This is a genomic window from Sediminibacterium sp. GW821-FHT12F12 (assembly GCF_058806635.1).
The window spans coordinates 449,458-463,664 of sequence record NZ_JBXAPW010000001.1; the positions used below are offsets into that span (position 1 = coordinate 449,458).

Genomic DNA, 14,207 nt, shown 5'->3' on the forward strand with positions numbered 1-14,207 from the left:
TGGCAGCAAAGGTAAAGGCAGTGGCCGATATGGGGCGGTTGGCCCCAAAGAAATTATGTGCTTCCGGAATGAGCAGGAGCTTTTCGCTTCTTCAACCCGCCCAACAGTTATTTCTTTTTCTTGAAATCGCCCCTTTTCCAGGCTTTGATAAAGTCTGCCCAGGCAGCAGGGTTCAGGATATTCATGGGTGGCACCTGTCCGCTGTAATAGGCTTTACTGGCTTGCTGGCGAAGCTGGTAATTAATAGCTTCCTTACCATCGGCGGGCAGGCTATTGATGAGGATGCGGCGCTGGGCCTCATCGGTATTCTTGCGGGCGGTTTCATAGAGATCATCCGCCACTTTGTTATTCACAAAATCGCGTTCAAACTGCTCGCGGGTAGGACGGGGTTTCAGGATGGTGGCGGGCAAATAAGCCGTATCGCTCACCAATAACTGTATTACACTGTATTGATTGCCATCCAGGTTCAGCGGGATCTGGATACTGCGGTTTTTAAAGCCGATACTGGAGAATGTGATCTTGTCGCCCTTCAATACCGCAATGGAAAAGACACCGTCGAAGCTGGTAATGGTCCCGCGGCCCTTGCCCTCCACAATCACACTACAGGAGGGAACACCCTGTAAGCTGTCGGCCGTCATTACCACCCCGTATAACTGCACTACCGAATCGCGGTAGGGACTGGTCTGCTGCGACCAGCTTTTCTGCGCCCAAAGCAATGTTACCAGTAAAAGAAGGTATTGTATCGGTTTCCTCATGCGGTTCAAAAATACAAAGGGTTTGTACATAAAATCCAATATCCGGGCTCCCGGTAGCGGGTTTCCTGCTATTTCCAACAAAGTAAGGTTGCCAACTGTTAACTTTGCAGCCTGATTTCTTTTTTAACAAAAACTTTCGTGATGACAGAAGCAGATATATTGAAGGCACTGAGCAATGTGCAGGAACCCGATCTGGGCAAGGACCTCGTAACCCTGAACATGGTAAAAGACGTGGCCATTAACGGCAATGAGGTAAGTTTTACCATTGTATTAACCACTCCGGCCTGCCCCATGAAGGACATGATGCGCACGGCCAGCGAAAATGCGATCAAATTACTGGTCAATAAAGAAGCCAAAGTACAGGTGAACTTTACTGCCAATACGTCTACTACCCGTAAAGACAACCAACAGGTATTGGCCGGTGTAAAAAATATTATCGCAGTAGTGAGTGGAAAAGGAGGCGTGGGTAAAAGTACTGTATCGGCCAACCTGGCCCTGGCCCTGGCCGAGGGCGGCGCCAAAGTGGGATTGATGGATGCGGATATTTACGGCCCCAGTGTACCCATCATGTTCGGCGTACGTGGCGAGCGGCCCCTGATGAAGGATGTGAATGGCAAAGGAATGATTGTTCCGTTGCAGAAATTCGGCATTAGTCTCATCAGTATCGGGTTATTGGTAGATGAGAAAAATGCGGTGGTATGGCGTGGTCCCATGGCCAGCAGTGCTATCCGCCAGTTTATTACCGATGTAGACTGGGGCGAGCTGGATTATCTCGTGATTGATATGCCACCCGGCACCGGCGATATTCACTTAACCCTGATGCAGACCGTACCAGTAACTGGTGTAGTGATTGTTACCACCCCGCAGAATGTAGCGTTGGCCGATGCCAAAAAAGCGATTGCCATGTTTGGACAGGCGCAGATCAATGTGCCCATCATCGGACTGGTAGAAAACATGGCTTATTTTACCCCGGCAGAATTACCTGAAAACAAATACTATCTCTTTGGTAAGGAAGGCGGCAAACGTCTGGCCGAAGAATATGAACTGCCTTTCCTGGGTCAGATTCCGCTGGTACAATCTATCCGCGAAGGAGGTGATAACGGTGTGCCGGCCATGGTAGGCACTGACGCGGTTAGCCAGCAGTCGTTCAGAGCCTTTGTATCCGCAGCGGTTCGTAATATAGCCATGCGTAATGCCAACATGCCTCAAACACAGGTGATAGAAATGGCTGGATAGCAATGCATCATACCACTTTCCTTGTATAGTAAAACCCAATGAGTACAGGTTTCAGACCGCTATTCATTGGGTTTTTTTGTGCAGAAATAATATTTCTGAAAAATATTTGTCTAAAAACTTATATTTAATGGGTAAGAAACACACGATTGAAAAAAATCTTTGCCATATCCATGCTTGTTCTCTACCTGTTCAACCTGGTGGGATATCCATTATTATTTGATCATTTAATGGATAAGGCAAATCAAAAACTGGTGGCAAAATTAGACGCTGTTGATTTCGAAGAATCAGGGTTGATTGAGATTAAACTACCCATGCAGCTCCCTTATTCCTTAGGTAAAAACAGTTATGAAAGATTTGACGGACAATTGGAATGGAAAGGAGTTGTCTATAACTATGTAAAACGAAAGATCACCAGCGATACCCTGTACCTGCTTTGTTTGCCTAATGAACAAGGTACAAAACTACTGACCGCCCAAAAACAATATGGCAAACAGCTGATTGATCTGCCTGGTGATAAAAAAGGGAAAGAACCTGCTGAGAAGAAAGGTTCCCAATCTACACAGTACAAAAATATCGAACTGAATTATGCCATTTTTGTTTTTTCAGTACCAGTAAAACAAAAATGTTTTTACAAAACGCCTTCGCTTCCTGAATTATTGATTGCCAAACAGGAACAACCGCCTGATTCTCTTCTCTCAATTGCAAACTGTTAATTCAGTATCACAAATCGACAGTTTTTGCTACTGTTCAATCCAGTAATGCAGTTGTGCTAAAACACTTCATTTACTATTGTTTACATTTTATTGTATTGTTATGCCATTCATACCACTTGAATCGCATCTTCCTGGTATTACCGGACTGCTGGAATACCATAAGGAGGCTGCTGAGCCTATACGTTATCTGACGCAATACTTATTGCGCGGCCCAAATACACTCAGTGAAGGAGAACGGGAGCTGATTGCTACTGTTGTTTCCTCAGGCAATCAATGTACGTTCTGTACTACGGCACATACGGCAGCCGCAGATAAACTGCTGGGTGAAACTGCTACCACCACGCAGGTTAAAAAAGACATTACTTCAGCGGATGTGAGCTCTAAGATCAAAGCATTGCTGCATATAGCTGTACTTGTAAGAGAGAGTGGTAAAGCCGTTACAGAAGCTGCGATACAAGCGGCCAGAAAAGAAGGTGCAACAGACCTGGAGATACATGATACGGTTCTGATTGCGGCTTTGTTCTGCCTGTATAACCGTTATGTTGACGGATTGGCCACTTCGCTGCCCTCCGATGATCAGTACTATGATGTATTGGCCAACCGGCTGGTAACACATGGGTATACCCGTTTGCCGCAAGGATATGATCATTTAAAAAAATAATCACTCATCTTATTACCTACAACCGACCATTATGAAATATATGTTTTCAATCATACTGATATTACTCACTGTAGCAGGTTTTGCGCAGGAAATAAAAATATCGGGAATCGTTACCGATGCCAGAAGCAAAGAAGCGGTAGCCGGAGCCAGCATTACCGTAAAAGGGAAACTGTCCGGAGCTACTACCGATGAGAACGGGAAGTTCACGCTTGTTCTTTCAAAAATGAAAATACCGTTTACCCTGATCATTTCAGGAGTTGCACATGAAAGCAAAGAATATATCGTAAAAACAAATGGAGAACAGGTTTCCGTTACTCTTTCACAAAAAACCAATACACTTGATGAAGTAGTGTTCGCCGCATCAAGGGTAAATGAGAATATCCTTCGCTCACCGGTGAGTATAGAAAAAATGAATCAGAAGGCTATCAAAGAAAATCCTTCACTTACTTTTTACGATGGGTTACAAAACCTGAAAGGGATGGAAGTGGTGACCAGCAGCATCACGTACAAACAGGTTAACACAAGAGGGTTTAACAGTACAGGTAACTCACGTTTTCTGCAATTGGTGGATGGTGTAGATAACCAGACACCTGGACTCAATTTTTCAGTGGGGAATCAGTTTGGAGCTTCCGATCTCGATATAGAAAGTGCAGAACTCATTCCAGGTGCGGCGTCAGCTTTATATGGTCCCGTTGCCTTTAATGGGTTGCTGATGATGCGGACCAGAGACCCCTTCCACTACCAGGGATTGTCTGCACAGGTAAAAACCGGTGTTAACCATATTGGTTCAACTGATCCCAAAGCACAAGGTATTTACGATTTTTCTTTGCGTTATGCCAAAGCCTTTAATAACCGCTTTGCATTTAAATTCAATATAGCTTATTTAACAGGTCTTGACTGGTATGCCAATAACTACGAAGATGTAAGTGCGCAAACTCCCCCCGGCCAGCGTGGACCATCCAATCCTGGCAGGGATGGCTTGAATATTTATGGAGACGAAGTGTCCAGAACATTACCCGGCATTGGTTTGGTAAGTCGCACCGGTTATGAAGAAAAAAACCTGATGAACTATCAGGTGTATAGTCTGAAAACCAATGCTGCACTGCATTACAGGGTTTCAGATAATCTCGAATTAATTTACCAGTTCAACTATGGGAAAGGAACCGCCAGTTACACAGGAAGCAGCCGTTTTGATCTGAACAATTTTGTACTCAGCACACACAGGCTGGAATTAAAAAGCAGTCGTTTTTTTATTCGTAGTTATGCAGTAACGGAAAATTCACACGATTCGTATAATACCCGTTCCCTTGCACAGTTTATCAACCGTACCTGGGTGAAGGATTTGTCGGGTGCAACCGTTGCGCCTAATCTGGCAGATGATACATGGTTTACCCGGTATACAGCAGCCTATAACGGAACCATTGCCGGAGTTTCGGCCAATGACCATTCAGCGGCGAGGGGATTTGCCGATATAGGCAGGTTATTACCCGGCAGTAGTGAATATGAATCAGCCAAGGGCAACCTGATCCATAATTATGGATTACAGGGAGCCGGCGTTTTCAGTAACAGCAAATTTTATCATACAGAAGGCCAGTATGATTTTTCCGGATTCACCAAAGTGGTTGAATGGCTGATGGGCGGAAGTTTCCGTTACTATGATATGTTTACCAATGGCAGTCTGTTTGATGATAAAAACAGTAAAGTAACCATCAAAGAATATGGTGCGTTTACACAAGTGAGTAAAAAGTTATGGGATGATCGCCTGAAACTGACAGCTTCGATCCGTTACGATAAAAATGAAAACTTCAGCGGAAATTTTACACCACGTTTTTCAGCAGTGTATACCGCAGCACGTAACCATAATTTCAGAGTATCCTATCAAACAGGGTTCCGGAATCCAACACCCGTTGACCAGTACATCAAACTGAATGTAGGCCCTATTACAATTCTGGGAGGGGCGCCCAATAACAGTAAAGGGATGAATGTGTATGAGAATTCATTTACTGCGGCTTCAGTAGGCGCTTTTGGTGCAGCTTTTGGTGCAGCCGTTGCAGCCGGAACACCGTTTCCTACTGCTGTAGCCAACAACAAAGCACTGTTACAGAAATCAGCTGTGGCTTATATCAAACCAGAACAACAGAAAGCATTTGAAATCGGATACAAGGGAATCATCAGCAACGCATTGGTACTTGATGTGAACTATTATTACAGCAGTTACACCAACTTTATTCTGAACACGGTGGTATTGCGCCCGGAGAATACGGTTCTGGCAGCGGATGGATCTGTTAATGCTGCAGCTGCTACCGATATTTTAAGTGGCAAAGCACCAGCCTTCCAATTGTACACCAATGCAGAAGATAAGGTGTCGTCGCAAGGTGCCGGATTGGGGCTGACCTGGATGATGCACAACGGGTATACACTGGGAAGTAATCTTACCTGGGCTTCTTTTAATCTGCGTAATGCCAATCCGAGTAATATTGCAGCTTTCAATACACCTGAATGGAGCACCAATTTCAGTTTTGGTAACAGTAATGTGGGTAAAGGGTATGGATTTAATCTTACCTGGCACTGGCAGAATTCGTTCGACTGGTACGGTACTTTTAATGGCACACGTCCCGGCAGGATTGATGCGTATTCGCTCATTGATCTGCAGTTCAACAAGAAACTGCCAAAAATGCATTCCACCATTAAACTGGGTGCCAGCAACCTGTTGAATCACCGGGTTTACACTGCCTACGGTTCGCCCGTGATTGGCGGTATCTATTATGTGTCATACACTTTTGATTCTCTTTTTAAATAAATCTTATGTCTGCCATCAGAAGTTATCATATAGGGTTATTTCTGCTTTGTTTCATCAGCAACGCTATGGGAGGAGCTGTTTCTACCTTGATGTCGGTGTATCTTCCTGTAGCAGTAAAAGATTTGTTGGGAACTACTGAACAGGGTTATATAGATACCATCAGTGCTTATATAAACGCACTCTTTATTGTAGGCTGGGCCATGGGTGGTTTTATCTGGGGAATGATCGGTGATACAGGCGGAAGAAAACTGGCATTATTATTATCCATTGCCTGTTACGGGTTGTTTACAGTAACAACGGGTATGGCAGACAACTGGGGAATAGTGTTGCTCTGCCGGTTTATGAGCGGCTTTGGTGTGGGTGGGGTGTTGGTGACATCTGTTACGCTGCTTACTGAAGTATGGCCGGATAAAAGCAAAGCCATATTTATCGGCATCCTTTCCATCGCATTCCCGGTAGGTATTTTTTCTGCAGGGCTAATCAATTATTTTGTTGATTCCTGGAGGGAAGGATTTTTGATAGGGCTGATCCCGCTGGCAATGTCCATTAGTGGAATATTTTTTTTGCAGGAATCAACTCATTGGAAATCAACCGGCACTCGTTTGTCAGGTAATTCTGTGCGGTTAGTATTCTCCGCTGTTTATCGCCGCGACCTGTTGCTGGGCTCCCTCACTTTTGGTACCATGCTTATCGGGTTATGGGCTATCTTTTCCTGGTTACCTACCTGGGTGCAGAGTATCAGTGGTTCGGCAGATGCACAGAAAGAACGTGGACTCAGTATGATGCTGTTGGGAATGGCAGGTTTAACCGGAGGATTTTTTTCGGGCTGGCTGGCCAAAGCTATCGGGATGCGTAAAAGTATGATCCTTTGTTTCAGCGTCTGTGTGGTATTATCCTTTGTATTATTTAAAACCAACAAAGTGTTCAGCCCTGTTATCTATCCCCAGATAGCAGGGCTTGCTTTGTTCTTCGGTGCCAGCCAGGGTGTGTTGTCATCCTATATTCCACAGTTATTTCCCTCCACCATTCGTGCAACTGCTACCGGCTTTTGCTTTAATATAGGAAGACTGTTTACAGCGGCTGCTGTGTTGTCGGTGGGGATACTGGTGCATACTTTAGGTGGTTATGGCAATGCCATTTTTATTTTTTCGCTGGTATTTATACCGGGGTTGCTGGTGATACTTTTTATCAAACACAAAAAAACAAACTAAACCATTATGGCACATATTCAGGTAACAGAAGGTGTACCGGGCATCAGAAGCCTGGTTATGTTCAGGCCGGAAACAGGAAAACACTTGTACGATCTGGCACAGGTATTACTTCGCGGCCCATCACCTTTATCCGAAGCGGAGCGCGAATTGATTGCTGCTTATGTATCTCATAGAAATGACTGCCTGTTTTGTAAAAGTAGTCATGCAGCAGCGGCAAGATGTTTATATCAAACCGATCAGCAACTGGTAGATGAAGTGTTGGAGAACATGGAACAGTCATCTGTTAGTAATAAAATGAAAGCATTGTTACGCATAGCAGGTAAGGTACAGATACTTGGTAAAGAAGTAAAACAGGAAGACATTGATATGGCCAGGGCAGCGGGCGCAATAGACAGGGCTATCCATGATACGGTTTTGATAGCCGCATCATTTTGCATGTTCAACCGTTATGTAGATGGGCTGGCATCACTCACACCACAGGATCCTGCTGTTTATGCGGAGATGGGTAAACGGATGGCTGAACAGGGGTATGTTTTGCCACAAACCAATCATACATAAACAAAACACAAACATGGCTTATATCGATCTTGGAAATGAATTACCCGGTATCAGGGGGTTGATGTTGTACCGACCAGATACTGCCCAACCTTTAAATGAACTGGCTGAGCTGTTGCTCCGCGATGATAACAACAGTTTGTCACGCGGAGAGCGCGAATTGATTGGTACTTATGTATCTTACCTGAACGATTGTTTTTTCTGTCAGAATGTGCATGGCGCACTGGCAGGACATTATCTGCAATGTACCATAGAGCAGATTGATGCAGTCAAACAAGGTCCGGAGAATACACTGATCTCACCCAAAATGAAAGCTTTGCTGGCCATAGCCCGGCAGGTACAGCAGAGCGGGAAAGCTGTATCGGAGATGTTTATTGATGCCGCAAAACAACAAGGTGCCACAGACAGGGAACTGCATGATATAGTGCTGATTGCCGCGGCTTTCTGTATGTTCAACCGTTATGTAGACGGGTTGGGTACATGGGCACCGCCGGATCGTAATTTTTATATCAACCGTGCACCCAAAAGAGCGGCAGAAGGGTATCTTGATTTTGATCTGAACAAATAAATTGACCAATTAACATAACCAAGTATGAAAAATTTCGCATTTATTACAGGTCTGCTTGTGTTATTTGCAGCAGAGATTCTGCGTGTGTATTTTATCATGCCTTTCCCGGGCAGCCAGGAGGCGGATACCATCGATATCGCCTATTTTATCGCCAGAAATATCTGGTGGTTCCGTATAGCGGGTTTGCTATTGATAGCATATCCTGCCGTGGTGTTTTTTGATCGGTCAGGAGCCTGGAAAAGAGCGGGTCTTGTGTTATTGCTGATGCTGTATGGTGCAGTGGTTTATCTTGTTAATTTTAGTATGGAAGCGGATAAGATGTTTTACCAGCCCGGGTACAAACATTTTGCAACAGGTGCCGCCAATACAATTGGTGCCCATAAACTGGTTTTGGGTGTAACGGTTAATGGCGTGTCGAAAGCGTATCCTATTCAATTGATCGGATATCATCACCAGGTAGCAGATACGGTGGGCAATCAACCGGTGATGGTTACGTATTGTACTGTTTGCAGAACAGGCCGTGTATATAACCCTGACGTAAATGGGAAAATGGAACTGTTCCGCCTGGTGGGTATGGATCATTTTAATGCCATGTTTGAAGATGCCACTACAAGGAGCTGGTGGCAACAGGCTACTGGCGTTGCCATTGCCGGCACATTAAAGGGAAAACAACTTGCCGAGATTCCATCGGAACAAATGAGCCTGGCTGCCTGGCTCAGAAAATATCCTGCATCACAAGTGATGCAGCCCGACAGTACATTCAAAGAGAAGTATGAAAAAATGGATAGCTATGATAAAGGCTTATCCAAAAGCAAACTTACAAAAAGGGATGCCTCATCGTGGAATGCAAAGTCGTGGGTGTTGGGTTTGCAACAGGGGGCTGTTTCGCGTGCATATGACTGGAATCAATTGGTTAGAACAAAAATCATCGAAGATTCACTTCCGGGTTTGCCATTGATGATTATACTGGAAAAGGATAGCACATCTTTTCATGCATATAACCGTTCACTGAATGGACAAAACCTTCATTTTACAAAAGATACCACTGAACTGTGGAAAGATATTGCTACCGGTTCAGTATGGAATGCTGATGGTAAAAGTATCAGCGGGCCATTGAAAGGGGCACAGTTACATTCTGTACAGGTTTATCAGGAGTTCTGGCATTCCTGGCAAACCTTTCATCCCGGAACAGGGCGTTACCAGCGCAATAGTAGGTGAGCAGTTGTTACTGTGATTGCGTTTTGTGGGAGCTGATCAAGGTCAGAAACAATCATTTTGCAAAGGGTTTTTGTCAGGCTGTTTTTGTGTTCCTTCAGTGTGGGTAGGATCCTCTCATGCCTGCTGTCAAATCGTTTATATAGGAAATTTTCCATTCATCTTATTGGGCTGGGCATACAAATGGAGTTTTCTTACCTTCAATCCATGTATACTTTATCCACTTTTAAAGAAAAAGACACCGCAGTTATACTCGAATTCATGAAAACCCATTCCTTTGCCATGCTGATGGCCGTGGATGCGGAGCAGCGGCCCGTGGCTACGCAGATTCCTTTTTTGTTTGCGGAGCGGGAGGGACAGTTGTACCTGCGCGGACATATTATGAAGGGTAACGATCACCACAAAGCCATAGAACAGAATAAGCAGGTATTGGTAGTATTTACCGGTCCCCATTGTTATATCAGTGCCAGTTGGTACGAACCCAAACACCAGCAAACGGCTTCTACCTGGAATTATATGTCGGTGCACGCCCGTGGAGAGTTGCGTTTTTTGTCTGATCAGGAACTGTTGCAGGTGCTGGACGATACCACCAGTTTTTACGAGAACAATCCTTCTTCGCCATCTCTATATAAAGGGATGTCATCAGAATATGTGCAGCGGATGGCCAAAGCCATTGTGGCATTCGAGATCAAAGTGAGTTCGCTCGAACATGTGTTTAAACTGAGCCAGAACCGCGATCAGAAAAGTTATGAGAATATTTTGGCTAAATTGGAGGCCGGTGATCCTAATGCACAGGGCGTGGCCCATGAGATGCGCAAAAGAAAGGATCAGCTGTTTGCGTAATGAGAACTCTGATTGCAGTAATAAGCTTCCTTACTTTGACTGCCTGTACCGGTGGTTTAAAAACCCAGCGTTTGCAAGTGCAAAATTTCGATAAACAAGGGCACCGCGGCTGCCGCGGACTGATGCCGGAGAATACTATTCCCGCCATGCTGCATGCCATTGACCTGGGGGTAACTACATTGGAAACCGATGCGGTCATCACACAGGATCAACAGGTATTGCTGAGCCATGAACCTTTCTTCAACCATGAGATCACTACAAAGCCGGATGGCAGTCCGGTAACCGAAGCGGAGGAAAAAAGTCTCAATATGTACCGGATGAATTATGCAGCGATCAAGACCTACGATGTGGGCCAACGCCCGCACCCACGTTTTCCGAAGCAGCAAAAAATGGCGGTACAGAAACCCCTGCTGGCCGATATGATTGATGCGGTAGAAACCTATTGCCGCAATAACCAGAAGCCCTTACCTCAATACAATATCGAAACCAAGAGCCAGGCGGCTACAGATGATCAGTACCATCCCAAACCGGCAGCGTTTGTAGAATTACTGGTGGGAGTGATCAAAGCTAAAAACATAACAGAACGGGTCATCATCCAATCTTTTGATCCGGGTACCTTGCAATACCTGCACGAAAAATATCCATCCATCAAAACGGCCTTACTGGTAGAAGGCAACGACCCCAAACCCTTTGCCCTGCAGCTGCGCGACCTGGGTTTTATACCAACGATTTATAGTCCGGAACATACATTGGTAACTCCTTTGCTCGTAAAACAATGTCGCGATGCCGCTGTGGGTCTGGTGCCCTGGACAGTAAATGATGCTGTAAGAATAAAAGAGTTGAAACAAATGGGAGTTACAGGGGTTATTACTGATTATCCCAATCTGTTTAAGGGATTATAACCAGCAGACAATCAGGGCTGTAGCTCCACTGCTACCCGGCATACAGACACCATGCTAAAGCGTGGTCTTAATAAGAAATGATATTGTATTCTCATCAGTTGTTTTGCAAGAACAGTTTGTGCCGTTAGACATCCTATAGCACCTTTTTTTCATTTTAGATGGTTTCCGGATTCATTTATATATAATTTAGAGATCGAAATTTGAATTCACTACAAAATACGGGAGTGTATTATTCAACTGTTCAACTATGAAACTAACTATTGGCACTAAACAAAATCTGTTTACCTATGCTGTGTTCTTAGCCATTGCACTGGCAGGTATTTATTATGGTAGAGCCATTACCCATAGTTATGCATTTGTACGCGCGTGGGATTTTACCAATCTGGTATTGATGTTGGTTGGTATACCTTTTTTGTTTCTTCAGTCAAGGGCTGGGTTACCGGAATTTTGGGACAGTACTATCTCCCATAAGAAAAGAATTCTTTATCCACTGCTGATCGGTATCTGTTTTGGTTTGCTGGATATACTGATTGTAAAAGTGATTATGCACCCGACCCCTTACACTGAACTTCCTCCTTTTTTGCAACCTTTTCCTTATTCCGTATTTCTATATGTTTCGGGTGCATTTGAGATAGAAGTATTTTATAGACTAATCCCCCTTACGCTGATCCTGTTACTGGGTAAGTGGCTTAAAAACGGGCAGTACTATACTTATTTTGTATGGGCCGGTATTCTGCTAACAGCCTTACGGGAGCCATTGGAACAATTCCCGGATGGAAATCTGGCTTTCATCCTGTATTCACTAATCACCGGATTACTGATGAATGCCTTGCAGGCTTTTTATTTCACCAAAGCTGGTTTTGTTGCCTCCATTAGTGTACGACTCGGACATTATTTGCTCTGGCATATTCTGCTCGGTGTTTATGTTCAGTTCTTTGAGCTTCCCTAAAACCGGGTTTTAGCTGATACGCTCTCTTTGAACTCTTAGTCAAACACTCTGTGTTTCAGCAACATGGCTGAATAGATAAGAAGGTTCACTATAAAAAGAACAAGAGAAAAGAGCAGATGATACTCCGGTTTCCTAAAGTAGAATTAAACATTTTAGTAAACATCTATAATTGAGATATCAAGTTGCTATGGGATAGAGATTTTTTAACAATACTTTCTTCGTAGACTAAATATCTATCTGACAGGGTTCTCAACTATTCTCTTTAATTTAGGGATCATTCACTTAAGTAAAATATGAGGCACTTAGTTACGGAGACGGGATTAGTCTAAGGAATATCCCCCAAACTTACTGCTGCAACTGGCTTTTATACTTTTCATAAATACCATCTAATGGAAAATTATAAAGGGGGATCAATTATAGTAACATTGATGATGTTTTCTATTAGTTTCTTCCCCGAACCTGTATCCTCTCAGTCAGCTAAAGTCAAAACAATTAAGGGCTACGGAATCAGTTCATTAGATTCTGTGCTTATGCAAAAGGAGTTTGCCGGAAAAGTAGTGTATATTGATATATGGGGTGTTCATTGTATTCCCTGCATAGAAGAGTTTGCTTACAACGAGCCTCTGAAAAATCGGTTTAACGGTAAGGACGTAGCTTTTTTATATCTCTCTTTAGATTACGATCACAAAGACGATTATGATTTATGGCGAAAAATGATACAAGCTAAGAACCTCATTGGATACAATATGTTTATTTCAGCTAAGTTTTATATGAATATCTGGAACAGTATCCGGGATAGTGTAAACAAAAAAGATATGTACCTGATTCCACACTATATCATTGCTGACCGAAATGGGAAAATTGCTTTTGCAGACGCCGCTAGGCCGAGTTCACAAGATATATTGTACAATCAAATCGAAGCCGTGCTGCAAAAGAAAGATTGATAATATCAGTCTGGTGGGGTTGGCATTCCTGAATGATAATCATCTGTCTTCTTCTTTTTTAACCCCAGCTCCCAGGCCGGGGCAATTGAACCCCTTCTTCCTCCGGGCCTTAGCTCCATGTCAGGGCTGAAGCCCGCTGGTATGTGAGTATACTTTGCCCATGCTAAAGCATGGGGTTAATAAAATGCCTTTCTTTTAATTTTTCTCCGGTGCCACTTCGATTCTCTCTTTTACCCTTCTCTTTGTTCTTCTCTTAGTGAAACACCCTGTATATCAGTAACATCGCTGAATACGTATGAGGGTTTAATAAGCGAAGAACAAGAAAAAAGAGGAAAGAACTGCAATTTTGTACTTCGATGAAACCGCTTGCTGCTATTAAAAGCGATATCTTTTATGTAACTTAAAGTTTTCTTTTATTGCCCATTCACCACCACCCCATGCATCCAGACATCCAGGTCTACCATGATAAACAAACACCCGCCGATGCCGCCATCTGCGATCTGCTTGCCAAACTGATCTGTGAAAGTTTACCAGAAGCAGAATACAAGATCTGGCATGCACAACCCGTTTGGTTTTTGGAAGGGAATCCCGTTGTGGGATATGGTAAACTGAAAAACTGTATCAGGCTATTGTTCTGGAGTGGCCAGTCGTTTGAAGAACCCGGCCTGCAGAATGAAGGCAGTTTTAAAGCGGCAGAGATCCGGTATACATCGGCAGCTCAGGTAAAGCCCAAAGACCTTAGACGCTGGTTGAAAAAAGCGGAACTGATACAATGGGACTATAAAAATATCGTGAAACGGAGAGGGGTGCTGAAAAGACTGAAATAAACAGTAAGCATAGTCTAAGAACAAAGCA

14 protein-coding genes are annotated in these 14,207 nt (G+C 43.9%); 13 read left to right on the forward strand and 1 reads right to left on the reverse strand.

Going from position 1 to position 14,207, the window contains the following annotated elements; translation table 11 throughout:
- Nucleotides 1–107: 107 nt before the first annotated feature.
- The gene (locus AC1RNB_RS01810) at nucleotides 108–755 is read right to left on the reverse strand and encodes a carboxypeptidase-like regulatory domain-containing protein (RefSeq protein ID WP_493080179.1); all 648 of its coding nucleotides are present in this window, start codon (nucleotides 753–755) and stop codon (nucleotides 108–110) included.
- Between the two features lie 141 nt (nucleotides 756–896).
- Between AC1RNB_RS01810 and AC1RNB_RS01815 the strand changes: the two genes are divergently transcribed.
- The 13 genes from AC1RNB_RS01815 (at nucleotide 897) to AC1RNB_RS01875 (ending at nucleotide 14,179) form a co-directional block, all read left to right on the forward strand.
- Nucleotides 897–1,991: an Mrp/NBP35 family ATP-binding protein gene (locus AC1RNB_RS01815; protein ID WP_493080181.1), complete on the forward strand. Its 1,095-nt coding sequence runs from the start codon at nucleotides 897–899 to the stop codon at nucleotides 1,989–1,991.
- Nucleotides 1,992–2,137: 146 nt separating this feature from the next.
- A complete protein-coding gene (locus AC1RNB_RS01820; protein ID WP_493080182.1) occupies nucleotides 2,138–2,704 on the forward strand; it encodes a hypothetical protein in 567 nt (188 codons plus the stop codon).
- Nucleotides 2,705–2,804: 100 nt separating this feature from the next.
- Nucleotides 2,805–3,365, forward strand: a complete 561-nt coding sequence (locus tag AC1RNB_RS01825; protein ID WP_493080184.1) for a carboxymuconolactone decarboxylase family protein — start codon at nucleotides 2,805–2,807, stop codon at nucleotides 3,363–3,365.
- Between the two features lie 31 nt (nucleotides 3,366–3,396).
- A complete protein-coding gene (locus tag AC1RNB_RS01830; RefSeq protein ID WP_493080185.1) occupies nucleotides 3,397–6,165 on the forward strand; it encodes a TonB-dependent receptor in 2,769 nt (922 codons plus the stop codon).
- Nucleotides 6,166–6,170: 5 nt separating this feature from the next.
- Nucleotides 6,171–7,376 carry an MFS transporter gene (locus AC1RNB_RS01835; RefSeq protein WP_493080187.1) on the forward strand — a complete coding sequence of 402 codons (1,206 nt, stop codon included), beginning with the start codon at nucleotides 6,171–6,173 and terminating at the stop codon, nucleotides 7,374–7,376.
- Between the two features lie 6 nt (nucleotides 7,377–7,382).
- On the forward strand, nucleotides 7,383–7,934 hold the full coding sequence (locus tag AC1RNB_RS01840) for a carboxymuconolactone decarboxylase family protein (protein WP_493080188.1): 552 nt from the start codon (nucleotides 7,383–7,385) through the stop codon (nucleotides 7,932–7,934).
- Nucleotides 7,935–7,947: 13 nt separating this feature from the next.
- The gene (locus tag AC1RNB_RS01845) at nucleotides 7,948–8,499 is read left to right on the forward strand and encodes a carboxymuconolactone decarboxylase family protein (RefSeq protein ID WP_493080190.1); all 552 of its coding nucleotides are present in this window, start codon (nucleotides 7,948–7,950) and stop codon (nucleotides 8,497–8,499) included.
- Nucleotides 8,500–8,523: 24 nt separating this feature from the next.
- Nucleotides 8,524–9,717, forward strand: a complete 1,194-nt coding sequence (locus AC1RNB_RS01850; protein WP_493080192.1) for a DUF3179 domain-containing (seleno)protein — start codon at nucleotides 8,524–8,526, stop codon at nucleotides 9,715–9,717.
- A 204-nt stretch (nucleotides 9,718–9,921) separates the two neighbouring features.
- On the forward strand, nucleotides 9,922–10,557 hold the full coding sequence (locus AC1RNB_RS01855; protein WP_493080193.1) for an FMN-binding negative transcriptional regulator: 636 nt from the start codon (nucleotides 9,922–9,924) through the stop codon (nucleotides 10,555–10,557).
- A 77-nt stretch (nucleotides 10,558–10,634) separates the two neighbouring features.
- The gene (locus tag AC1RNB_RS01860) at nucleotides 10,635–11,459 is read left to right on the forward strand and encodes a glycerophosphodiester phosphodiesterase family protein (protein WP_493080455.1); all 825 of its coding nucleotides are present in this window, start codon (nucleotides 10,635–10,637) and stop codon (nucleotides 11,457–11,459) included.
- Between the two features lie 247 nt (nucleotides 11,460–11,706).
- Nucleotides 11,707–12,408: a hypothetical protein gene (locus tag AC1RNB_RS01865; protein ID WP_493080194.1), complete on the forward strand. Its 702-nt coding sequence runs from the start codon at nucleotides 11,707–11,709 to the stop codon at nucleotides 12,406–12,408.
- A gap of 389 nt (nucleotides 12,409–12,797) precedes the next feature.
- Nucleotides 12,798–13,352, forward strand: coding sequence for a TlpA family protein disulfide reductase (locus AC1RNB_RS01870; protein WP_493080196.1), 555 nt, complete (start codon nucleotides 12,798–12,800; stop codon nucleotides 13,350–13,352).
- A 437-nt stretch (nucleotides 13,353–13,789) separates the two neighbouring features.
- The gene (locus AC1RNB_RS01875) at nucleotides 13,790–14,179 is read left to right on the forward strand and encodes a DUF1801 domain-containing protein (protein ID WP_493080198.1); all 390 of its coding nucleotides are present in this window, start codon (nucleotides 13,790–13,792) and stop codon (nucleotides 14,177–14,179) included.
- Nucleotides 14,180–14,207: the final 28 nt, after the last annotated feature.

Coding starts and splice junctions, on each gene's coding strand:
- AC1RNB_RS01810 (WP_493080179.1), bottom strand. CDS start 755: ATGAGGAAACCGATACAATACCTTCTTTTACTGGTAACATTGCTTTGG.
- AC1RNB_RS01815 (WP_493080181.1), top strand. CDS start 897: ATGACAGAAGCAGATATATTGAAGGCACTGAGCAATGTGCAGGAACCC.
- AC1RNB_RS01825 (WP_493080184.1), top strand. CDS start 2,805: ATGCCATTCATACCACTTGAATCGCATCTTCCTGGTATTACCGGACTG.
- AC1RNB_RS01830 (WP_493080185.1), top strand. CDS start 3,397: ATGAAATATATGTTTTCAATCATACTGATATTACTCACTGTAGCAGGT.
- AC1RNB_RS01835 (WP_493080187.1), top strand. CDS start 6,171: ATGTCTGCCATCAGAAGTTATCATATAGGGTTATTTCTGCTTTGTTTC.
- AC1RNB_RS01840 (WP_493080188.1), top strand. CDS start 7,383: ATGGCACATATTCAGGTAACAGAAGGTGTACCGGGCATCAGAAGCCTG.
- AC1RNB_RS01845 (WP_493080190.1), top strand. CDS start 7,948: ATGGCTTATATCGATCTTGGAAATGAATTACCCGGTATCAGGGGGTTG.
- AC1RNB_RS01850 (WP_493080192.1), top strand. CDS start 8,524: ATGAAAAATTTCGCATTTATTACAGGTCTGCTTGTGTTATTTGCAGCA.
- AC1RNB_RS01855 (WP_493080193.1), top strand. CDS start 9,922: ATGTATACTTTATCCACTTTTAAAGAAAAAGACACCGCAGTTATACTC.
- AC1RNB_RS01865 (WP_493080194.1), top strand. CDS start 11,707: ATGAAACTAACTATTGGCACTAAACAAAATCTGTTTACCTATGCTGTG.
- AC1RNB_RS01870 (WP_493080196.1), top strand. CDS start 12,798: ATGGAAAATTATAAAGGGGGATCAATTATAGTAACATTGATGATGTTT.
- AC1RNB_RS01875 (WP_493080198.1), top strand. CDS start 13,790: ATGCATCCAGACATCCAGGTCTACCATGATAAACAAACACCCGCCGAT.